Annotated in this window: 17 protein-coding genes, 3 pseudogenes and 1 riboswitch; of the genes and pseudogenes, 9 read left to right on the forward strand and 11 right to left on the reverse strand. The window is 36.0% G+C overall.

Annotated features, from left to right (window positions below):
• Nucleotides 1-49: 49 nt before the first annotated feature.
• The 3 genes and pseudogenes from pgi to K6J66_RS08170 all read left to right on the forward strand — a co-directional run.
• Nucleotides 50-1,699: a glucose-6-phosphate isomerase gene (pgi, locus tag K6J66_RS08160; RefSeq protein ID WP_038439939.1), complete on the forward strand. Its 1,650-nt coding sequence runs from the start codon at nt 50-52 to the stop codon at nt 1,697-1,699.
• 73 nt (nt 1,700-1,772) lie between these two features.
• Nucleotides 1,773-2,259 (forward strand): annotated as a pseudogene (locus tag K6J66_RS08165) (transposase).
• A 90-nt stretch (nt 2,260-2,349) separates the two neighbouring features.
• Nucleotides 2,350-3,315 (forward strand): annotated as a pseudogene (locus tag K6J66_RS08170) (glycosyltransferase family 2 protein); the annotation flags it as partial.
• A gap of 225 nt (nt 3,316-3,540) precedes the next feature.
• Here the strand turns inward: K6J66_RS08170 and K6J66_RS08175 are convergent.
• From K6J66_RS08175 to K6J66_RS08185, 3 genes and pseudogenes are all read right to left on the reverse strand, one after another.
• Complete coding sequence (locus tag K6J66_RS08175; RefSeq protein ID WP_011272483.1) at nt 3,541-4,005, reverse strand: outer membrane lipoprotein; 465 nt, start codon at nt 4,003-4,005, stop codon at nt 3,541-3,543.
• A gap of 22 nt (nt 4,006-4,027) precedes the next feature.
• Nucleotides 4,028-4,322 (reverse strand): annotated as a pseudogene (locus K6J66_RS09660) (hypothetical protein).
• 5 nt (nt 4,323-4,327) lie between these two features.
• On the reverse strand, nt 4,328-4,897 hold the full coding sequence (locus K6J66_RS08185) for a VOC family protein (RefSeq protein WP_110442503.1): 570 nt from the start codon (nt 4,895-4,897) through the stop codon (nt 4,328-4,330).
• Nucleotides 4,898-4,976: 79 nt separating this feature from the next.
• Between K6J66_RS08185 and argS the strand changes: the two genes are divergently transcribed.
• A complete protein-coding gene (argS, locus tag K6J66_RS08190; RefSeq protein WP_110442504.1) occupies nt 4,977-6,710 on the forward strand; it encodes an arginine--tRNA ligase in 1,734 nt (577 codons plus the stop codon).
• A gap of 285 nt (nt 6,711-6,995) precedes the next feature.
• On the opposite strand, the gene ilvN is transcribed toward argS, so the two are convergent.
• The 3 genes from ilvN to K6J66_RS08205 all read right to left on the reverse strand — a co-directional run bounded on the left by ilvN (nt 6,996) and on the right by K6J66_RS08205 (nt 10,995).
• Nucleotides 6,996-7,487, reverse strand: a complete 492-nt coding sequence (gene ilvN / locus K6J66_RS08195; RefSeq protein WP_110442505.1) for an acetolactate synthase small subunit — start codon at nt 7,485-7,487, stop codon at nt 6,996-6,998.
• Nucleotides 7,487-9,208, reverse strand: coding sequence for an acetolactate synthase 3 large subunit (locus K6J66_RS08200; RefSeq protein ID WP_048949938.1), 1,722 nt, complete (start codon nt 9,206-9,208; stop codon nt 7,487-7,489). The genes ilvN and K6J66_RS08200 overlap by 1 nt, the downstream gene beginning before the upstream one ends.
• 266 nt (nt 9,209-9,474) lie before the next feature.
• Nucleotides 9,475-10,995, reverse strand: coding sequence for a Na+/H+ antiporter NhaC family protein (locus K6J66_RS08205; RefSeq protein WP_040034841.1), 1,521 nt, complete (start codon nt 10,993-10,995; stop codon nt 9,475-9,477).
• Between the two features lie 57 nt (nt 10,996-11,052).
• Nucleotides 11,053-11,229: riboswitch (Lysine riboswitch) on the reverse strand.
• 209 nt (nt 11,230-11,438) lie between these two features.
• Between K6J66_RS08205 and K6J66_RS08210 the strand changes: the two genes are divergently transcribed.
• From K6J66_RS08210 to K6J66_RS08230, 5 genes are all read left to right on the forward strand, one after another.
• Complete coding sequence (locus tag K6J66_RS08210) at nt 11,439-11,843, forward strand: H-NS histone family protein (RefSeq protein ID WP_005647241.1); 405 nt, start codon at nt 11,439-11,441, stop codon at nt 11,841-11,843.
• A gap of 70 nt (nt 11,844-11,913) precedes the next feature.
• Nucleotides 11,914-12,750, forward strand: a complete 837-nt coding sequence (purU, locus tag K6J66_RS08215; RefSeq protein ID WP_038439945.1) for a formyltetrahydrofolate deformylase — start codon at nt 11,914-11,916, stop codon at nt 12,748-12,750.
• Nucleotides 12,750-14,048, forward strand: a complete 1,299-nt coding sequence (gene aroA / locus K6J66_RS08220; protein WP_005691273.1) for a 3-phosphoshikimate 1-carboxyvinyltransferase — start codon at nt 12,750-12,752, stop codon at nt 14,046-14,048. The genes purU and aroA overlap by 1 nt, the downstream gene beginning before the upstream one ends.
• A gap of 253 nt (nt 14,049-14,301) precedes the next feature.
• Nucleotides 14,302-15,525: a DNA cytosine methyltransferase gene (locus K6J66_RS08225; RefSeq protein WP_038439946.1), complete on the forward strand. Its 1,224-nt coding sequence runs from the start codon at nt 14,302-14,304 to the stop codon at nt 15,523-15,525.
• Nucleotides 15,526-15,534: 9 nt separating this feature from the next.
• Entirely contained in the window at nt 15,535-16,677 is a 1,143-nt protein-coding gene (locus K6J66_RS08230) for a hypothetical protein (RefSeq protein WP_038439947.1), read from the forward strand.
• A gap of 87 nt (nt 16,678-16,764) precedes the next feature.
• On the opposite strand, the gene K6J66_RS08235 is transcribed toward K6J66_RS08230, so the two are convergent.
• The 5 genes from K6J66_RS08235 to radA all read right to left on the reverse strand — a co-directional run bounded on the left by K6J66_RS08235 (nt 16,765) and on the right by radA (nt 23,466).
• Nucleotides 16,765-18,105: a replication-associated recombination protein A gene (locus K6J66_RS08235; RefSeq protein ID WP_005687702.1), complete on the reverse strand. Its 1,341-nt coding sequence runs from the start codon at nt 18,103-18,105 to the stop codon at nt 16,765-16,767.
• Between the two features lie 60 nt (nt 18,106-18,165).
• The gene (lolA, locus tag K6J66_RS08240; protein ID WP_005687700.1) at nt 18,166-18,783 is read right to left on the reverse strand and encodes an outer membrane lipoprotein periplasmic chaperone LolA; all 618 of its coding nucleotides are present in this window, start codon (nt 18,781-18,783) and stop codon (nt 18,166-18,168) included.
• 17 nt (nt 18,784-18,800) lie between these two features.
• The gene (locus K6J66_RS08245; protein ID WP_038439949.1) at nt 18,801-21,530 is read right to left on the reverse strand and encodes a DNA translocase FtsK; all 2,730 of its coding nucleotides are present in this window, start codon (nt 21,528-21,530) and stop codon (nt 18,801-18,803) included.
• A gap of 1 nt (nt 21,531) precedes the next feature.
• Nucleotides 21,532-22,011, reverse strand: a complete 480-nt coding sequence (gene lrp, locus K6J66_RS08250; protein WP_005664572.1) for a leucine-responsive transcriptional regulator Lrp — start codon at nt 22,009-22,011, stop codon at nt 21,532-21,534.
• Between the two features lie 78 nt (nt 22,012-22,089).
• Nucleotides 22,090-23,466, reverse strand: coding sequence for a DNA repair protein RadA (gene radA / locus K6J66_RS08255; RefSeq protein WP_005691269.1), 1,377 nt, complete (start codon nt 23,464-23,466; stop codon nt 22,090-22,092).
• Nucleotides 23,467-23,595: the final 129 nt, after the last annotated feature.

A 23,595-nucleotide genomic window follows, 5' to 3' on the forward strand; every position in this document is an offset into this window, starting at 1 on the left:
CCAGAAAGTGCGGTTAAAATTTCAATTATTTTTAATGAAAGGAAATACTATGAAAAATATTAACCCAACTCACACCCAAGCGTGGAAATCTCTCGAAGCACATAAAGCTGAATTATCAAACACCACAATCCAAGATTTATTTAAACAAGAAAAAAATCGTTTTGACGATTATTCTTTAACATTTAATAACCAAATTCTTGTAGATTTTTCCAAAAACAACATCAATCAAACAACCCTTTCACATCTTCGCCAACTTGCTCAAGAATGCGCGCTTGATAGCGCAAAAGAAGCAATGTTTACCGGTAAAAAAATCAATCGTACTGAAAATCGGGCTGTACTACATACCGCACTTCGCAATCGCTCTAATACTCCAGTGCTTGTAGATGGTAAAGATGTCATGCCTGAAGTCAATGCGGTGCTAACTAAAATGAAAGATTTCTGTCAGCGTATTATTTCTGGTGAATGGAAAGGCTATACAGGCAAAGCGATTACGGATGTTGTGAATATTGGTATTGGTGGCTCTGATTTAGGCCCTTATATGGTAACTGAAGCACTTCGCTCGTATAAAAATCATCTAAATATGCATTTTGTTTCAAATGTGGATGGTACACATATTGCAGAAACCTTAAAAAAAATCAATCCAGAAACCACTCTTTTCTTAGTGGCATCGAAAACCTTTACAACTCAAGAAACCATGACAAATGCGCAAAGTGCGCGTGATTGGTTACTGAAAGCTGCGAAAGATGAAAGTGCGGTTGCAAAACATTTTGCAGCATTATCAACCAATGCTAAAGATGTAGAAAAATTTGGTATTGATACCAATAACATGTTTGAATTTTGGGATTGGGTTGGCGGTCGTTATTCTTTATGGTCAGCCATTGGTATTTCAATTGCACTATCCATTGGCTTTGAAAACTTCGAAGAGTTATTAAATGGCGCGCATGAAATGGATAAACATTTCCGCTCTGCTCCAATCGAACAAAATATCCCAACTACTTTAGCCTTAGTTGGTTTATGGAATACCAATTTTCTTGGTGCGCAAACAGAAGCGATCTTACCTTATGATCAATATTTACATCGCTTCGCAGCCTATTTCCAACAAGGTAATATGGAATCAAATGGGAAATATGTAGATCGTGATGGTAATATTATCAATAATTATCAAACTGGCCCTATTATTTGGGGAGAACCTGGTACAAACGGACAACATGCGTTCTATCAATTAATTCATCAAGGTACCACTTTAATTCCTTGTGATTTTATCGCACCAGCCCAAACCCACAATCCATTGGCGGATCATCACAATAAATTGCTTTCAAACTTCTTTGCACAAACAGAAGCATTAGCATTCGGAAAAACAAAAGAGGAAGTCGAGGCTGAATTTATAAAAGCGGGTAAATCTTTGGATGATGTAAAAAATATCGTTCCATTTAAAGTATTTACGGGTAATAAGCCAACTAATTCCATTCTCGTTCAAAAAATCACGCCATTTATCTTGGGTGCATTAATTGCTATGTATGAACACAAAATCTTCGTACAAGGTGTGATTTTTAATATCTTTAGCTTCGATCAATGGGGCGTAGAGCTAGGCAAACAACTTGCAAACAGAATTCTTCCTGAATTAACCGATTCTGAAAAAGTCGCAAGCCACGATAGTTCAACAAATGGATTAATCAATCAATTTAAAGCATGGCGTTAATTATTTGGATTTGAATAATTCTAGAGCTGTCACAGATAACGACTAAAAACTCTATTTAGGTTAAGATAATCAAATGAGAGAAAGTCGCTTAAGTCAATATAAGCAAAATAAACTTATTGAGATATTTCTGACAAGTGTGACAGCTCTAGCTGCAGCTAAGTTGGTAAATATAAATAAACTTCAGCTTATTACTTTCATCGTCTACCATTATTTATCACTCAAAGCAGCCTACATATGGAAATGTTTGAAAGTGAAATTCAAGCGAATGAAAGCTATTTTGGTGGTGCTCTGAAAGGTAAACTTGGTCAAGGAGAAGCTGGAAAAACTTCCTAATTTTTTTTTTGAAACGAAATGGCAAAGTATACACCGTGGTGGTTATGAATATGCAATCTGCAACACTGTTACCGATTATTCGAGAAAAGGTAAACAAGGTAGTATTGTTTATATGAATTTCTACAGAGGTTATGATATTCTTAAGCTATTTTTAAAGGAATATGAATGGCGTTTTAATCACAGTGATTTAAAAAACTCAAATTTCTATTGTAAAACAATTAATTTAGGAGAGTTTTAACTGGTTATCTATGCATATCCTTTTGTTATTTAAATAACGTATAAAATAATTTAAATAAGAGTGTAAAATTGGAGCTTATATGGAAAATCCTCCATTAGTATCGGTTATTGTTTGTGCTTATAACGCTGAGCAATATATAGATGAAAGCATTTCATCCATTATTAATCAGAGTTATGAAAATCTAGAAATTATAGTTATCAATGATGGTTCAACAGATTTGACTTTGTCTCATTTAGAAAAAATATCTAAATTAGATAAAAGGATAAAAATTATTAGTAATAAATATAATTTAGGGTTCATAAATTCTTTGAATATAGGTCTTGGTTGTTTTTCAGGTAAATATATTGCGAGAATGGATGCTGATGATATAGCTAAACCATCGTGGATTGAGAAAATAGTTACCTATCTAGAGAAAAATGATCATATTACAGCAATGGGATCATACTTAGAGATTATTGTAGAAAAAGAATGTGGAATTATCGGTTCTCAATATAAAACTGGAGATATATGGAAAAATCCATTGATACATAATGAGATTTGTGAAGCTATGCTTTTCTATAATCCGATACATAACAATACTATGATTATGAGAGCAAATGTATATAGAGAGCATAAATTAATCTTTAATAAAGATTATCCGTATGCAGAAGATTATAAGTTTTGGTCAGAGGTTAGTAGGCTTGGTTGTTTAGCTAATTATCCTGAAGCATTGGTACAATATAGACTACATGGAAACCAAACATCATCAGTTTATAATCATAAGCAAAATGAGGTAGCTAAAAAGATAAAGAGGGAAAATATTACATATTACCTTAATAAGATAGGTATAGATATAAAAGTAATTAATAGTGTGTCGTTGCTAGAAATATATCATGTGGATAAAAGTAATAAAGTGTTGAAAAGTATACTTTATGAGATGTATATGAGCTTAGATAAATATACTATAACTTCACTCTTACATTTTATTAAATATCATCTTAAATTATTTGATTTAAAGCAAAATTTTAAGATTATAAAAAAATTTATCAGAAAAATAAATGTTATGTTATGTTATGTTATGTTATGTTATGTTATGTTATGTTTTAGATGGAGTGTTCAGAAAGGGGAGGAACAAATTCCAAGTTTGTCTAAGGACTAAATTAGAATTTAGTCCTTTAAATTTATCTTAGATAAACGATAAATATATATTTTAAATGAGTTTAATTATAAAAAATCAGTGCCTTACTAAGTTAAGGCACTGATTAATCATATTAGACTTTAATGCTATTAGTTATAGCACAGAAACATTTAAGTTCGAGCCGCCACCAACAATACGAACTCGGCGACCAGCTACAAAACTGCTGTCAGCCTTTTGAACAACAACGATCTCTTGACCATCATCTTTTTTAATTACAAGTTCAGCACCGTTTACTTGACTTACTTTCTCTTCGATTTTGCTTCCAGCTACTGCACCACCAATCGCACCAACTACTGCTGCGATAACTTGACCACGACCACCGCCAATTGCACTACCCGCAATACCACCTAACGCACCGCCACCAAGAGTACCAATTACGCCTTGATTATCAGCTTGGATCTTAACAGGACGCACAGAAACAATCGTACCATAAGTAATTGAACGAGCTTCCTTTGCTTGAGATGCACTATACACATCGCCACTAAAAATATCTGTATTCGTACATCCAGCCACACTAAAAATAGTTAAGATAGCTAATGCTAGTGTTTTCTTTTTCATATCTATATCCTTAATTTAAGAATTAAAATGGATTTCTTGGCGAAAATGATGAAATATTCTTTACTTGGCTATTATTAGACACCGTCACACAAGCCCCAACAGCAAGAGTTGAATCATACTTATGCACAATAATAACTTCCTCTCCTTTCTGCTGGTTACCAGAACAATCATTTTTACGAATAGTTAATTTAAGATTTTCGCCTTCCATTTGGCTAAAAACGATTTGACCTTTAAGCATTTTCATCTTTTTGAAAAGAAGAACAAGCACTCAAGCCTACTGTTGCTAAAACAACGAATGCAAGTGATAATTTATTCATTTTTACTAAACCTCAAGTATTTTTTTAATAGAATAAGGATGAACCTTAATGCAAGTATGATTTACTGTTTTATCCGTAAAACTTACTGCAATAGATGGATTTGGTAATCTTTCCCCATCCACCTTAGGCTCGCTCACTTTAATGGTTAATTGAGTTAATTTGTTCCATAAAAAATACATATTAACACGGTCAATCCATTCATTTATCGATTCATTCGGTAAAAATGGCACTACAATCTCAATATGTTCCCAACCTTCAATTGGATATTTTTTATTTTTAGGAAGTGGAAGTTCAATAATATCCACAAATTGATTGGCAAATTTAACTGGTTTTTCTAATTCAATAAGATAAATCTTACGACCATTAACAATATTATCAGATAAAATTCTACCGCACTTTAATAAAAGTATCAGCCAATTTTTAGCACTTTGCTCACTATTTACCCGTAATGCAAGATGATCGATTTCATAGTGAGACAGATCTATTGTCATTTCTTTGGCTAAATGCTGAATTTTTCTTTCAAATGTTGCTAAATCTGCTGAAAGTGCGGTCAAATTTTCCTGTAAATTTGTCATTTTGTCCCTTTGAGAAATATACAAAGAACGGTATCATAACCGATTATTTTTATTATTCAATTTGAACATAGGAAAAAACGTGAATATTCAATCTATTCTATCCGATAAAATTAAACAAGCAATGGTTATTGCAGGTGCTGATCAATCTTGTGATGCGCTTGTTCGTCAATCAGGCAAACCACAATTTGGCGATTATCAAGCCAACGGTATTATGGCTGCAGCAAAAAAATTAGGTTTAAATCCACGAGAATTTGCTCAAAAAGTTTTAGATAATCTTCAACTATCTGATATTGCAGAAAAATTAGAAATCGCAGGCCCAGGTTTTATCAATATTTTCTTAAATCCAACTTGGCTAACAACTGAAATTTCAGCTGCACTTTCCCACAAAAATTTAGGTATTCAAGCTACCAATAAACAAACAGTTGTGATTGATTATTCCTCTCCAAACGTAGCAAAAGAAATGCACGTAGGTCATTTACGCTCTACGATAATCGGCGATGCTGTAGCCAGAACCCTTGAGTTTTTAGGTCACAATGTCATCCGCGCTAACCACGTAGGCGACTGGGGAACTCAGTTCGGAATGCTTATTGCTTATCTTGAAAAAATGCAAAACGAACACGCCAGTGAAATGGAATTGCAAGATCTTGAAGCCTTTTATCGCGAAGCCAAAAAACATTACGATGAAGATGAAGTATTCGCAGAAAAAGCGCGTAATTACGTCGTGAAATTACAAAGTGGAGATGAATATTGTCGAGCGATGTGGAAACGTTTAGTCGATATTACTATGCAACAAAATCAGCATAACTATGATCGCTTAAATGTGACTTTAACCGAAAAAGATGTAATGGGCGAAAGTCTTTATAAGACTATGTTACCGAGCATTGTAGAAGATCTTAAAAAACAAGGCTTAGCTGTGGAAGATGATGGTGCATTAGTTGTTTATTTGGATGAATTCAAAAATAAAGAAGGAGACCCAATGGGCGTAATCGTTCAGAAAAAAGACGGAGGTTTCCTTTATACTACAACTGATATAGCTGCAGCAAAATATCGTTATGAAACATTAAAAGCTAATCGCGCCCTTGTTTTTTCAGATACTCGCCAAAGCCAACATATGCAACAAGCTTGGCTAATTACTCGTAAAGCAGGTTATGTACCAGACAGTTTCTCGTTAGAGCATAAAAACTTTGGGATGATGCTTGGTAAAGATGGCAAGCCATTTAAAACTCGTACTGGTGGCACGGTAAAATTAGCCGATCTATTAGATGAAGCCATCGAACGCGCCACTGTATTAATTAATGAAAAAAATACCAATTTATCTAATGATGAAAAACAAGCTGTGATTGAGGCTATTGGTATTGGATCGGTAAAATATGCAGATTTATCCAAAAACCGCACCACGGATTACGTTTTTGATTGGGATAATATGTTAAGTTTTGAAGGTAACACTGCGCCTTATATGCAATATGCTTACACCCGTATTCGTTCGATCTTTAATAAAGCAGATATAAATTCGACCGCACTTTTAGCTGCACCTTTAACGCTTGAAGATGATAAAGAAAGAACATTTGCAATTAAACTTCTCCAATTTGAAGAAGCGGTGCAAACTGTCGGAAAAGAAGGCACACCACACGTGCTTTGTGCTTATTTATACGAACTTGCTGGCATATTCTCATCATTCTATGAACATTGCCCAATTTTAAATGCTGAAGATGAGGCCGTAAAATTAAGCCGTTTGAAATTGGCATTATTAACGGAAAAAACCTTAAAACAAGGTTTAGAGTTACTCGGTATTAAAACCGTAGAAAAAATGTAATTTAGATAATTAAAATCCCTTTCTCACGAAAGGGATTTTTTATTCTGTAAATAAGCATAAAAAAAGTGCCCCAATGGGGCACTACTCGGAAAGCAAAATAGATGTCGGCTATTTAAGATAGCACTTGTTTTTAGTGGGTTCAGAATAAAGAAATCCTATCAGTTATGCAAATACATATTTTTAGATTTGTGAACTTGGTCACGATTTTTTTATAAAAAACAAATGTATTTATAATAAAGTGCGGTAAAATTCTATTAAAATATTTCCGCACTTTACGCCCCTACTTTAAAGAATATTCTTTTCTCCACGAGATACACTAATCAAGCCAGAACGAACAATTTCTAACAATGTGGTTTCTTCTTTCAATGCAGAAATAAACGCATCAACTTTATCATTTGTACCGCTTAATTGAATTGTGTAAGACTTTGGTGTGACATCTACAATTTGACCGCGGAAAATATCGGCTAATCGTTTAATTTCATCGCGAGATGACCCCACGGCTCTGACTTTCGCTAAAACAATTTCTCGTTCTATATATTCCTGTTCACTTAAATTAACCACTTTAAACACATCCACTAATTTATGGAGTTGTTTTTCGATTTGCTCCAATGCTTGAGTATCGCCCACTGCTTCAATAGTCATTCGAGAAAGCGTTGGATCATCCGTTGGCGCAACCGTCAAACTTTCAATATTAAAGGCACGTTGAGAGAATAAACCAACAACACGCGATAATGCTCCCGATTCATTTTCGAGTAAAACAGATAAAATTCTACGCATTAGTTTGTCTCCTCTTGAGGTTTACTTAAAATCATTTCATTCATTGCGCCACCACGAATTTGCATTGGATAAACGTGTTCAGATTCATCTACATTAATATCTACAAAGACTAATTTATTTTTAATACTGAATGCTTCTTGCAATTTGCTTTCAAGTTCATCGGGGGTAGCAATTTTTATTCCTACGTGACCGTAAGATTCAGCCAATTTCACAAAATCAGGCAAGGAATTCATATAGGTTTGTGAATGACGACCAGAATAAATCAAGTCTTGCCATTGTTTTACCATTCCCAAGAAATGATTATTCAAACAAATAATGACAACAGGAATACCATACTGCGTTGCGGTAGAAAGCTCTTGAATATTCATTTGAATACTTCCATCACCAGTAACACAAACAACTGTTCCTTCAGGATGAGCTAATTTCACACCAAGTGCCGCAGGAAAACCAAAACCCATTGTGCCTGCACCACCAGAATTAATCCAATGACGCGGTTCATCGAATGGATAATGTAACGCAGCAAACATTTGGTGCTGACCTACATCAGAAGCCACATAAGCTTGTCCTTTCGTGAGGCGATATACCGCTTCCACGACTTGTTGCGGTTTAATCACACCAGAAGTGCGGTCAAATTCCAAACATTTTTTTGCTTTCCATTGGTTGATTTCTTGCCACCAACTTTCAAGATCTGTTTGCGATCTCAAGCCTTCTTCATTCAATAAACTCAAAAATTCTTCCAATACATTTTTCGCATTTCCGACAATTGGAATCGCGACTGGAACATTTTTAGAAATCGAGGTTGGATCAATATCAATATGAATCACTTTTGCATTTGGGCAATATTTTTCTAAATTATTTGTTGTACGATCATCAAAACGAACGCCAATCCCCAAAATAAGATCACTTTCGTGCATTGCCGTATTAGCTTCTAAAGTACCGTGCATACCCAACATACCTAAGAATTGTTTATCTGTACTTGGATAAGCCCCTAATCCCATTAACGATGAAGTCACTGGCAAATTTAAGCGTTGTGCAAACTGAATTAACTGCTCACTACATTCAGCAGTGATTGCGCCACCACCGACAAAAAGTATCGGTTTCTTCGCCACTAAAAGTGCTTTTAACGCTTTTTTAATTTGGCCTTTGTGCCCATTTACTGTGGGATTATAAGAGCGTAACTCGACAGATTCTGGGTATTCATAAGGATATTTAAAATTAGGATTTACAGTATCTTTTGGAATATCCACAACAACAGGGCCAGGGCGACCTGTAGACGCAATATAAAAGGCTTTTTTCAAAGTAGATGGAATATCTTCCGCCTTTTTGACAATAAAGCTATGCTTCACAACGGGACGAGAAATACCCAGCATATCACATTCTTGGAAAGCATCACTGCCAATTAAATTGCTCATAACCTGACCCGAAATGATAACCATAGGCACAGAATCGGTATAAGCCGTTAAAATACCAGTGATAGCATTTGTTGCACCAGGCCCCGAAGTCACTAGCACACATCCAACTTTACCCGTTGAACGTGCGTAACCATCCGCCATATGCACCGCAGCTTGTTCGTGGCGAACTAAAATATGTTCAATACCACCCAGCGTATGAATTGCATCATAAATATCTAATACCGCGCCTCCGGGATAACCAAATACATACTCTACGCCTTCATCACGTAAAGATTGAACCACCATCTCTGCGCCAGATAACTTCTTCATTTTTCACTCCTTAAATTCACCGCACTTTTAAAAATACGAACAGATTATGTCAATGTTTCACATAATACAAAGTAAAAAAAATTTGTCTAGCCACTAAAACAACAAAAAAATCAATTAAAAAAATATAAAAAACCAAATATAAATGAAAATTTAGTTTTTTATAAATTTTTCCATCAATAAAAATAAAAAAATGCGACAAAATGCCGCATTTTATAAAATAGTAAAAATATTATTTTTTATTCAAATTTTTGAATGAGATCACAGTTTTAGCGTTTTTTAACTGCAAATACAATGACAATCAATGAAACTGCCGTTGCTGCAAAACCAGCTAAACCTGAATAAGTAAACCCTACCACAATGTAACCAATAGAAGTCGCTGTTGCAACTGTGGCAGCATAAGGAAGCTGAGTAGTAACGTGATCAATATGATTACATTTCGCACCCGTTGAAGACAAAATTGTTGTATCCGACACTGGCGAGCAATGATCGCCACATACAGCCCCTGCCATTACTGCAGATAAACAAGGAAGCAATAATTCTGGTGCGGCATTCGCTGCCATTGCTGCGGCAATTGGCAACATAATACCGAATGTTCCCCAGCTCGTACCTGTTGAAAATGCCATCGCTGCACCAAGAACAAAAAGTATAACAGGCAAAAATTGCATTGGAATATTACCAGACACAAGAGAAGATAGATATTTACCTGTTTGCATATCGCCTACTATTTTATTAATTGTCCAAGCAAAGAATAAAATTGCGATTGCGCCTGACATTGATTTAATTCCCACAATCCAAGAACGTACATATTCAGGAACACTCACTTGACGATCAAGAATAATTAATAAAGTAGAAATAATAATTGAACAGAATCCACCTACAACCAAAGATGTCCCTACTACGGTGTTTTCAAATGCACCTAAAACACTAAACACTTTGCCATCCGCAGCCAATGCCTCTGCACCCGTGTAAATCATCATTGAAACTGTAGCGATAATTAAAACTAAAATAGGTAATATAAGATTACGCACCTGACCTTTTGTACCCGTTTCTTCTTCCAACTGATCTTCAGTATTTTTCAAAGCTAATTTTTCGTGACGCACCATTGAAGCAATATCAAAAGAAAAATATGCCACAAAAAACACCATAATAATGGAGAAAATTGCATAGAAGTTCATTGAACTCATTGCTACGAATGCACCAATTGGTGTGTACTCCGTGATCGAATAAGTCGCTAATAAACCGCCTATTAAAGTAATAATATATGCGCCCCAACTGGAAACTGGCATCATTACACACATCGGTGCTGCCGTTGAATCTAAAATATAAGCAAGTTTCGCACGAGAAACTTTAAAACGATCTGTCACAGGACGAGCAATTGCGCCTACAGCGAGACTATGGAAATAATCGTCAATAAAAGTAACAAAAACCAATGATGCCGCTAATAATTTAGCACCACGACGACCTTTAATACGGCTTTGCGCCCATTCAGCAAAGGCACGATTACTACCTGATACGGTTAAAAGTGCGGTTAAAACACCAAGCAATAATAAGAACAAAACAATGTTCATATTTGAATTGATTTCACCATCGGCATAAACCAAAGAAACCACATTTTTTACCAAATAATTAAATGCGCTGCCGATTTGCCAATCGCTTAACATTAATGATCCAATAATAATCCCCGCACTAAGGGAAACCAAAACACGGCGAGTTGCTATCGCCAAAATTATCGCCAACAAAGCAGGGACGATTGACCAAAAAGATGATGAAAAATCAATAAGTTCCATTAAATAATACCTATAATTAATGGAGAGAACGGAAAGCACAGGACAGAATAAGACCAAAACAACCGTAGCACTCCATAGTTAATCAGAAAAACTATGACAGTGTCGCCCCTTTCGAGTACGCCACCAACCAAACAAAACGACTTTTATTTGATTTCGGCAACTATTCCTTTCTTTTTTCTTCTTCGTTATCCACTCTGAAAAAATACTTATAATAATTGCGCCTCTACTTTTGTAGTGATTGGAGAGATTACCGTAAAACAAACAAAATGCCAACAGATTTTATAAAAATTTTATAAACTTGAATAAAAATACAAAGAAAATAAACACAAAAAAATATATCTGTTTCGACCATTTATTTAATAATAGATATTTACAATAAATTTTATTTTCTCTATTATTAAATTAAATTTTCCCACATTTAATGTTATTTATTGAGGTTTATTATGAACGAATTAGTAAGAGGTTTAACAAATCTTCGTAGTTTACGTGCAGCTGTACGTGAATTAACGTTAGAACAAGCAGAAAATGCCCTAGAAAAATTACAAACAGCTATCGAAGAAAAACGTGCTAATGAAGCAGAATTAATTAAAGCAGAGACAGAGCGAAAAGAGCGTTTAGCTAAATATAAAGAATTAATGGAAAAAGAAGGTATTACACCTGAAGAATTACACGAAATTTTTGGCACAAAAACTGTATCAATTCGAGCAAAACGTGCTCCACGCCCTGCAAAATATGCCTTTATTGATGAAAATGGTGAGCATAAAACTTGGACGGGTCAAGGTCGCACACCACGTCCAATTCAAAATGCATTGAACAAAGGTAAATCATTATCTGATTTCGAAATTTAATTTTTTTATTCGAAACTAGAACTCATTTTTATGGGTTCTATTTTTTTATCTAAACATAGCACACAACATTATGATCGAAAAAAAAATATTACTCACTGATTGCCCTGATGATAAAGGCTTAATCGCAAAAATAACTAATATTTGTTACAAACATCAACTAAATATTCTGCATAATAATGAATTTGTAGATTTTGAAACCAAGCATTTCTTTATGCGTACAGAATTGGAAGGTATTTTTAACGAAGCTACTTTATTAGAAGATCTAAAATATAGCTTACCCGAAGGAACGAATTGTCGATTAATTAGCACCCAACGTAAGCGAATTGTAATTTTAGTCACAAAAGAAGCTCACTGCCTTGGCGATATTTTAATGAAAAATTATTATGGTGCGCTTGATGTAGAAATTGCGGCAGTCATCGGCAATCACGATAATTTACGTGAACTTGTTGAACGTTTTAATATTCCATTTCATTTAGTTAGCCACGAAAACTTAACCCGTGTAGAACACGACAAATTACTGGCAGAAAAAATTGATGAATATACGCCAGATTATATTGTTCTCGCTAAATATATGCGTGTGCTAAACCCTGAATTTGTCGCGCGTTATCCAAATCGAGTGATTAATATCCATCATTCATTCTTGCCTGCTTTTATTGGTGCCAAGCCTTATCAACAAGCCTATGAACGCGGTGTAAAAATTATTGGCGCAACGGCACATTTTATTAATAACGAATTAGATCAAGGCCCAATCATTATGCAAAATGTGATTAATGTGGATCATACTTATAATGCAGAAGCGATGATGCGTGCTGGCCGTGATGTGGAAAAAACCGTGTTAAGTCGCGCCCTTGATCTCGCTTTACACGATAGAATTTTTGTTTATAAAAATAAAACGGTGGTGTTGTAATGGAAAAAATTACTCTTGCACCAATAAGTGCGGTTGAAGGAACAATTAATTTACCAGGTTCTAAAAGTTTATCGAATCGCGCATTACTTTTAGCCGCCTTAGCGAAAGGCACAACAAAAGTAACCAATTTATTAGATAGCGATGATATTCGACATATGCTTAACGCCCTCAAAGCATTGGGCGTACGCTATCAACTGTCTGATGATAAAACTATTTGTGAAATAGAGGGATTGGGCGGAGCATTCAATATACAGGACAATCTTTCTCTCTTTCTTGGTAATGCGGGGACGGCAATGCGTCCATTAACCGCAGCACTTTGCTTAAAAGGAAAAACCGAAAGCGAAATCATCTTAACTGGCGAGCCTCGGATGAAAGAGCGGCCAATTCTCCATTTAGTCGATGCATTACGCCAAGCGGGTGCAGATATTCGCTACTTAGAGAATGAGGGTTATCCTCCGCTCGCAATTCGCAACAAAGGGATAAAAGGTGGAAAAGTCAAAATTGATGGTTCAATTTCATCTCAATTTTTGACCGCACTTTTAATGTCTGCGCCACTTGCAGAAAATGACACAGAAATAGAAATTATCGGTGAACTAGTCTCTAAACCCTATATTGACATTACCCTTGCAATGATGCGAGATTTTGGTGTTCACGTTGAAAATCATCACTACCAAAAATTTCAAGTTAAGGGCAATCAATCCTATATTTCGCCTAATAAATATTTGGTAGAAGGGGATGCATCATCAGCCTCTTACTTTCTCGCAGCTGGAGCAATTAAAGGGAAAGTGAAAGTAACAGGCATTGGCAAAAACTCAATTCAAGGCGATCGTTTATTTGCTGATGTATTAGAGAAAATGGGGGCAAAAATCACTTGGGGAGAGGATTTTATCCAAGCCGAACACGCTGAATTAAATGGCATTGATATGGATATGAACCACATTCCAGATGCCGCAATGACGATTGCAACCACCGCACTTTTTGCCAACGGCGAAACCATCATTCGCAATATTTATAACTGGCGTGTGAAAGAAACAGATCGTTTAACAGCTATGGCAACCGAACTACGTAAAATCGGTGCAGAAATCGAAGAAGGCGAAGATTTTATTCGTATTCAACCGCTTCCACTCAATCAATTTAAACACGCCAATATTGAGACCTATAACGATCACCGTATGGCAATGTGTTTTTCTCTAATCGCACTATCAAACACACCAGTGACGATTTTAGATCCCAAATGTACTGCCAAAACCTTTCCTACATTCTTCAATGAATTTGAAAAGATTTGCTTAAAAAATTAAGTAAAAAAGTGCGGTTAATTTCAAAAAGGTTTTTAAAATTAACCGCACTTTGTATATCAATAGAGTATTTTTACAATATCATACTTTTAACTTATAATTCCAAACTAGATTATTATGGTCTTAAACTGTTAGAAGAATATATATGATTGGAAAAAATCTTTATAACTATTGTTCTAACATTAACTCTAATTAGGATATAAATGCACTTTTATCAATATCTAAACGCATTTCCATATGTAATTTCGGGGGATAAATGAAACTAATATCTCTATTCTCAGGTTGTGGGGGAATGGATATCGGATTTGAAGGTAATTTCTCTTGTCTAAAAAAATCTATTAATGAGGAGCTCCACCCTGAATGGATCAGCTCCACAGAAAATGAATGGGTTACCGTTTCGCCCACCTCTTTTGAGACAATTTTTGCTAATGATATTAAACCTGATGCTAAAGCAGCATGGGTTTCTTATTTCTTAGACCAAAAAGCGAATGCAAACGAAATCTACCACTTAGAAAGCATTGTTGATCTTGTAAAAAAAGAACGGGAAACTCACAATATTTTCCCAAAAGGCATTGATATATTAACAGGTGGATTTCCTTGTCAAGATTTTTCTGTAGCCGGAAAACGATTAGGATTTGATTCTCACAAAAATCATCATGGAAAAATATCAAATATAGATGAACCCTCAATTGAAAATAGAGGACAATTATACATGTGGATGAGAGAAGTAATATCTATAACTCAACCCAAATTATTCATAGCTGAAAATGTAAAAGGATTAACGAACCTTAAAGATGTAAAAGAAATTATTGAACATGATTTTGGTCAAGCTAGTGACGAAGGATACTTAGTTGTACCAGCTCAAGTATTAAATGCTCAGTTTTATGGAGCTCCTCAATCACGTGAGCGTGTCATTTTTTTTGGTTTTAAAAAAAATGCGCTAAATAAAAAAGCTTTAGAAGAATTACAAAAAGAAAATATTGCTGAGGATTACAATCCATATCCTCCCCCAACTCATGGAAAAGAAAATTTGAAAGCTGTTGTTACATGCGCCGATGCATTTATAAATCTACAAGAACCCAATTTTAGCAAAGACCCCTCTCAACAAAAATATTCAAAAGCCAAATATATGGGAAACCATTGTCAAGGGCAGGTTGAAATTAAACTTAATTCTGTTGGCCCAACAATCCGATCTGAACATCATGGTAATATTGAATATCGTAGGCTAAGCATAGAGCATGGAGGGAAATATATTAACGAATTATCTAAAGGCATGCTCGAACGTCGTCTTACTATAAGAGAATGTGCTAGATTACAAACGTTTCCTGATAGATACCAATTTATTTTACCTAAAACAGCAGAAAACGTTTCTGTTTCAGCCAGTAATGCCTATAAAATTATTGGCAATGCGGTACCATGTATATTAGCTTATAATATTGCTAAAAATATAGAAAAAAAATGGAATCTTTATTTTAAATAGGATTTATTTATGATTTTCTCTAAAAATAAGTATCCACCTTTACATGAATTCACGTCATTAATGAATAGAGTCGATAATTTTCTTAATCATGATGCAGAAAATAGGGTTGCATACTATAAGAAACGTAGTGGTATTGATTTAGAAAAAGATGTATATGAGGCTATTTGTTATTGTGCTCAAAATACTCCTTTCGAAGACACTATTAGTTTAGTATCAGGGAAACATTTTCCAGACATTGTAGCTAGTCAATATTATGGTATTGAAGTAAAAAGTACACAAGGAGATAAATGGACTTCAATTGGCAGTTCTATTCTTGAGTCTACACGAATTCCAAATATAGAAAAAATTTTCTTAACATTTGGTAAATTAGGTGGAAATATTAAATTCCTATCCAAACCATATGAGTCGTGTTTATGTGATATAGCTGTAACCCATTACCCTAGATATAAAATAGATATGTTATTAGAAAAGGGGGAGAGCATATTTGAAAAAATGGAGACCACATATGATTCTCTCCGAGAATTAGATAATCCAATAACTCCTGTAGCTAAATACTATAAATCTCTATTAATAGAAGGTGAAAGTTTATGGTGGACTTCAAACAATGTTTTAGATGATATTGCCCCTCCCAAAGTTAGACACTGGAAGGTAATAGAAAAATATGAGCGAGATATGTTAATTGCTCAAGCATATGCTTTCTTCCCTGAAACGATCTTAGGAAATCCTAGAAATAAATATGATAAATTCGCACTATGGCTAGTGACTAAACATGGAGTAATAAACACTAGTTTAAGAGATGAGTTTTCTGCAGGAGGGCAACAAAAAATAACTGATACTTGTGGTGAAACACATCTTTGTTCTGCTGTATTAAAGAGAGTAGAGAACAATATTCTTGCAATTAAAAAATTTATTTTAGAAACTCCTGAAAATATTCTAACTGAACTTTGGGGAAATTACATTAAAGATGATCGTATAACTCAATGGGCAAATTTAGTGTTATCTTATTGTAAACCTTCAAACCACAATGAAATGAAATTAATTTTGACAAAAATTGTAAATGAAAAAACAATTTTTAATGATAAAGATGATGTAAACAAATTAGAAGAAATGGCAAAAATATACATAACCAATCAGAAAATTAATAGTTTATAACAGGCAACCCAAAGTGCGGTCAATTTCAAAAAGGTTTTTAAAATTAACCGCACTTTCATTCCATTCTAAAAAAATCCTAAATAAATATTATTTATACCGTTTTTTCACCGTACTTTTATCTTGCTCACGTAATCGTTCTAGTTTTTCCTTAATCTGAATTTCCATACCTCTATTCGTTGGAAAATAATATTGAGTATCTTTTAATTCAGGTGGGAAATAATTTTCGCCTGCCGCATAAGCGTTAGGTTCATCGTGAGCATAACGATATTCAGCCCCATAGCCAAGCTCTTTCATTAAATTAGTTGGCGCATTGCGTAAATGTGGTGGAACATCGTAATCGGGCAAATCTTTCGCTTGCTGTTTTGCTGTGTTAAATGCAGTATAAACCGCATTACTTTTTGGCGCTACTGCGAGATATATAATGGCTTGGGCGATGGCTCTCTCTCCTTCATAAGCCCCCACTCGAGTAAAGCAATCCCAAGCAGCCAATGCAACTTGCATAGCACGAGGATCTGCATTTCCCACATCTTCTGAAGCAATGGCAAGTAATCGGCGCGCGACATATAAAGGATCGCCACCTGCCGTTAAAATTCTTGCATACCAATACAGTGCAGCGTCTGGAGCAGAACCTCGAACAGATTTATGTAGCGCAGAAATTAAATCATAGAAACGATCACCTTGTTTATCAAATCTCGCTTGACGTTCGCCTAAGACTTCTTTTAATAAAGTGCGGTCAATTTTCTTTCCATTTTCCATTTCATCTGCCATATCCACCATTAATTCGAGGCAATTCAAGGCTAATCGTGCATCCCCATTAACATATTCGGCAAGCACTTGCAGTAAATTCTCTTCTAAAATTAACCGCTCTTTACCCAATCCTCGTTCAGGATCTTCTACAGCTTGCTGCAAAACTTGTTCAATTTCAGCCGTTGTGAGTGATTTCAGCACATACACTCGGGCACGAGAAAGCAACGCATTATTTAGCTCAAAAGAGGGATTTTCTGTTGTCGCCCCAATAAAAATAACGCTTCCGTCTTCAATGTGCGGTAAAAATGCATCTTGCTGGCTTTTATTAAAACGATGGACTTCATCCACAAATAAGATAGTTTTACGATCCGCAAGACGATTTTGTTTTGCACGATCAATCGCTTCACGAATTTCTTTGATACCACTCGTCACCGCAGAAATTCGCTCTACTTCTGCATTAATACGTTGTGCTATGATTTCTGCAAGGGTTGTTTTCCCCGTACCTGGCGGGCCCCACAAAATCATAGAATGAATATGGCCAGCTTGGATAGCTTTTCGCAGTGGCTTGCCCTCGCCAATTAAATGGCTTTGCCCAAAATATTGTTCTAGACTCGTTGGACGCATCTTGGCCGCCAGTGGGCGAAAATCATTTTCGACAAAATCAAAATTGAGGTTAGACATTTTTATTTCTCACAAAATTGAAGGGCGTATTTCTACGCCCTTATTTCAAATAATCATTCATTATTTTTTGCGTTGATCATCAACTTCAATGCCTTTTTCTGGCTTGAATTGGAACAAGCTATCAGACAAGGTTTGATTAGTGATATTACGTAAAACATAAAGATTGGTTTGACCATCTTTCTCTGTCGTACTGAAATTTCGCAATATTCCATTAGCATCAACACGAATATCAAATTGCTTAATGTTGCTTGTGGATAAAGTTGGTTTTAACACAAAGGTGTCCGCTTGTTGTGTTACCGTATATTGATGCCAATGGCTATTATCATTGCTGGTAAGCAAAACAAAAGGAGTATTATTTACCGCATTTTTTACCCATTGTGCGGTCACTTGTTGCACAAATGGATCGTAGAACCATAAGGTTTTACCATCAGAAATAATCTGGGTTTCTTGAGGGGTTTTAGTCTCCATACGGAATAAATTTGGGCGTTTAATTTGAAGTTTGCCACTTCCTTGTTGAACATTTTTTCCACTTCCAGAAGTCACTGTTTGCACAAATTCTGCACTTAATACATCGACTTTAGCTAAACGCATTTGTAATTCACTTGCCGCATCAGCCAATGCCAAATTACTCAAACCAAGTAAGGTAAGTGCGGCAAATTTTAAGGTTGTTTTTTTCATTTTACTTTCCTTTTAAATTAGTATTCTGGACGATGCGATAAAATTTCACGCTTACCATTTTGCATTGGGCTGACAATCCCTTGTTCTTCCATTTGATCCATAATACGCGCTGCTCGGTTAAAACCTACGCTGAATTTACGTTGAATAGAAGATACTGAAGTTGTACCAGTATTAATAACAAAGTCCATTACTTCATCAAAGAGTGGATCTAATTCTCCACCGTTTGATATCCCTTTTTCTGTACTTTCCTCATCATCTGCGCTTTCTAAAATTCCATCAATATAATCAGGTTTACCACGTGCTCGCCAATCATCGGCAATATTGATGACTTCATCATCACTCATATAGGCTCCATGTACACGGATTAAATCAGATGAACCTTGTCCAGAATAAAGCATATCTCCACGCCCTAAAAGGGCTTCTGCCCCCCCTTGATCAAGAATAGTGCGTGAGTCAATTTTACTTGCCACCGTAAAGGCAATGCGACTTGGAATATTTGCTTTAATTAAACCAGTAATCACATCCACAGAGGGGCGTTGTGTGGCTAAAATTAAATGGATACCAATAGCTCGCGCTTTTTGTGCCAACCGTGCAATCAGCTCTTCGATTTGCTTACCCGCTACCATCATTAAATCAGCAAACTCATCGACAATAACCACAATATAACTCAATTTTTTCAACGCTGGTGGCATTGCATCCATCGTATCGCTCGGTCGCCAAATTGGATTTGGCACAGGCATTCCCATTGCTTCGTATTCATCAATTTTTTCATTAAAGCCTTCAATGTTTCGTACGCGTAAAGCTGAAAGCAACTGATAACGACGTTCCATTTCATCTACGCACCAACGCAACGCATTAGCGGCTTTTTTCATATCCGTTACAACTGGTGTCAGTAAATGCGGAATATCATTATAAACAGAAAGTTCGACGACTTTAGGATCAATCATAATAAATTTCACATCTTCTGGTTGAACACGATAAAGTAAACTTAGAATCATCGTATTCACACCAACAGACTTACCTGATCCCGTAGAACCTGCTACCAATAAATGTGGCATTTTTGCTAAATCAACAATGACTGGTTTACCACTAATATCTTTACCTAAAGCAATAGGTAAAGTTGCCTTGCTATCACGGAATTCATTGCTATCTAACACATCACGTAATGGCACCATTTGACGATGAAGATTTGGGGTTTCAATACCAATATAAGGTTTACCTGGAATAACCTCTGCCACACGAATAGAACGAAACATCAATGCTCTTGCTAAATCGGTATCGATGCTCGTGACTTTTGATGCTTTCACACCCGGCTGTAATTCTAATTCATAACGCGTAACAACAGGGCCAACAAGCACATCTTTTACGCTGGCTTTTACATTAAAATTGCGTAATTGCTGTTCAATACGCTGTGAGGTTTCCATTATTTCATCTGGTGTAATGCGTTGTTCATTTGGCGGATATTTTAAAAGCAAATCCAAACTAGGTAATGGTGTACTCGGTTTTTCACGTTTTGTTGTTTGCTGTTGAAATGCAGGATGAATCAAGCTACCGCTATAACCTTTATAATTAGGCTCTTGATTTTTGTCTAATTGAACGGCTTCCATATTATCCTGTAAGGATAGGTTAAATTTCACTCCATCTTTTTCTAAATCTACCATTTCAGTATTCAAAGATTCATGACTGGGTCTTAATAAAACTGTTGGCATTTCATCTTTTGTTAGCAAAGAAACTTGAGTAAAATCATCCGCACTTTGATTAATTACTAAATCTTCTTGAACAACTGTTTTTACAGGCTTATTCCAAGCTGCGACAAAATCATTTTTGCTTACCCTTTGTTCATCTGAATCACTCGATAAATTCACACTAGGCAAACTTTCAGAATCAAACCCAAAAGAAAATTGCGGTTTTTCATTTTCTTCGTTCGCAAGTTCATATTCTGATTTTATAGAAACCTCTGGATTTAAACCATGAATATTAATTAAATGCGAAGGTTGCTCAACTGAGCTTTCTTCTGCCTCTAAAGATGATTTTTGAGTTTCAATCTCACTATTTTGTTCTACATTGAGATAATTTTGATCTAGATTTTCTGTTTCTGAACGATCTGATTTTACAATCACAATTTGCTCTAATTCTTCCGTTGATTTTTCTTGTTTGGCATTTTCTGATTGCTCATTTTTCATTGTTAGCCAATGATAAAATGCAACAATTAATCGAATTAATGATGCGCCAGAACAAAAAATAAAACCAATTAAAGCAAGCACAAAACCAATTAAAATTGAACCAAATTTACCTAATACGGGATAAAACCAATTTACAACAAGCGATCCGCCTAATACGCCGCCACTCAAATAAAAAGTATTACTTGATAAAAGCAACATACTCACTACACAAAGCCCAATAATCAGCATGGTAAAGCCAAAACTACGTAAAATAATTCGAGTACAGGAAAGCTGTTTAACTGCTTTTGTTTTCAATAAATAAATAGGCACGAGAAAAGCGGTGAAAGGAATAATATGGGCAACATAACCTAAAAAAACAAAAAAAAGATCGATTATCCACGCCCCAAATGAACCTACTTTATTAATTGTGTTTCCATACGCACTGGCTGTTGCCCAAGAATTATCAAGGGGCGTATAACTTGACCAAGCAACAATCAAATAAAGTCCAAAAAGTGCGGTTAATCCCAGCAAAAATTCCGCTAAATACTGTCTTGGCGTAAATCGTTCTGTAATTTGTTTAATCATATTATTTCAATACAAGGAAATTGGTTTGTTTTACTTCTTCCATCACAACATAAGTGCGCGTGTCATTTACACCTGGTAAACGTAACAATGTCGTGCCTAGCAATTTTCGGTATTCCGCCATATCTGCCACACGAGTTTTTAATAAATAATCAAAATCGCCCGATACCAAATGGCATTCTTGAATTTCTTCCAACGCTTGAATCGCTGCATTAAATTCTTCAAACACATCAGGCTTACCCCGTACTAATGTAATTTCAACAATCACTAACAATGGCGCATCCAATAATTCTGGATTTAACAGTGCGCGATACCCCATAATCACACCTTGTTTTTCCAAACGTTTAACTCGCTCTAAACAAGGTGTTGGCGAAAGCCCCACTTTTTTCGACAAATCGATATTGGAAATCTTACCGTTGCGTTGTAATTCATTCAGAATTTTTATATCTATCGCATCCAATGCTTTATTTCGTTTTTTTTCCATTTTCTTTATTTCTTTGCACATAAAAAGGAACAACTATTCTACAGAATTTTCCTTTCATTTTCAGTAGGCGATGATTTTTTATAAATTATCTAACACAGCGAGCGCATCCGTGAGTTTTTTCACAGTAAAAACCTGCATATTTTCGACCGCACTTTTCGGCTTGTTACCAAAAGGAACAATAGCACGTTTAAAACCGTGTTTTGCAGCCTCGCTAATACGTTCCTGTCCACTTGGCACAGGACGAATTTCTCCCGCTAATCCAACTTCGCCAAAAATCACTAAATCTTGCGGCAAAGGGCGATTACGGAAACTTGAAATTAACGCAAGCAACAAAGCTAAATCTGCACTGGTTTCACTGACTTTTACACCACCAACCACATTTACAAAAACATCTTGATCCGCCATTTGCAAACCTCCGTGTCTATGTAAAACCGCCAGTAATAGCGCTAAGCGATTTTGCTCTAATCCCACCGCAACACGGCGAGGATTTGCCAGCATTGAATGATCCACCAAGGCTTGAATTTCCACTAAAAGAGGACGAGTACCCTCCCAAAGCACCATAACGGAGCTGCCCGATGTAATCTCATCACCACGACTTAAAAAGATCGCCGATGGATTTTTCACTTCGCGCAAACCCTGCTCTGTCATTCCAAATACACCTAATTCATTGACTGCACCAAAACGGTTTTTATGGCTACGCAAAGTACGATAACGAGAATCGGCTTCGCCTTCTAATAACAATGAACAGTCAATGGCATGCTCTAACACTTTAGGCCCTGCAAGGGTTCCGTCTTTCGTGACGTGTCCAACCATAATAATCGCCACTTGGCGAGTTTTCGCATAACGGGTGAGGAAAGAAGCACATTCACGCACTTGTGCCACACTTCCTGGCGATGATTGAATATCTGCCAAATGCATTACTTGGATAGAATCTACCACGATAATTTGTGGTTTTAATTGATCCGCCAAATTACAAATCTGTTCCACAGAGGTTTCTGACAACATTTTTAATTGATCATTTGGTAATCCCAATCGGCTTGCGCGCATCGCAACCTGTTGTAATGATTCCTCTCCCGTTACATAAAGTGCGGTCATATTTTTTGCCAAACCACACATAACCTGTAGTAACAATGTACTTTTCCCTGCACCAGGATGCCCACCAATTAAAATCGCACTCCCCGGTACGATCCCGCCGCCCAAAACCCTATCTAATTCACTAAAACCACTGGAAAAACGAGGCGTTTCTTGCAAACTAATTTCAGAGAGCGTTTGAATTTTTGCCTGAGTTTCCCCCGCATAACCACTAAAACGATCATTTTTTGATTTTGCCGTGGAAATTAACCGCACTTCCGTGATTGTATTCCACGCTTTACAAGCGGAACATTGCCCTTGCCAACGAGAAAACTCCGCACCACAATCGTTACATACATAAGCTGTTTTCGGGGCTTTAGCCATTTTATTCTCCGTATTTGCCGTGGATAACTTCCCGTGGGTAAGTATACCCACGGTTAATTATAGTTATAGTGGTTCCCCCTTTGAGGAACATCAAACTACCCCAACGGAGTAGCACTGAGATTAGCCTAG

Source organism: Haemophilus influenzae, assembly GCF_019703545.1.
Classification (GTDB): domain Bacteria; phylum Pseudomonadota; class Gammaproteobacteria; order Enterobacterales; family Pasteurellaceae; genus Haemophilus; species Haemophilus influenzae_E.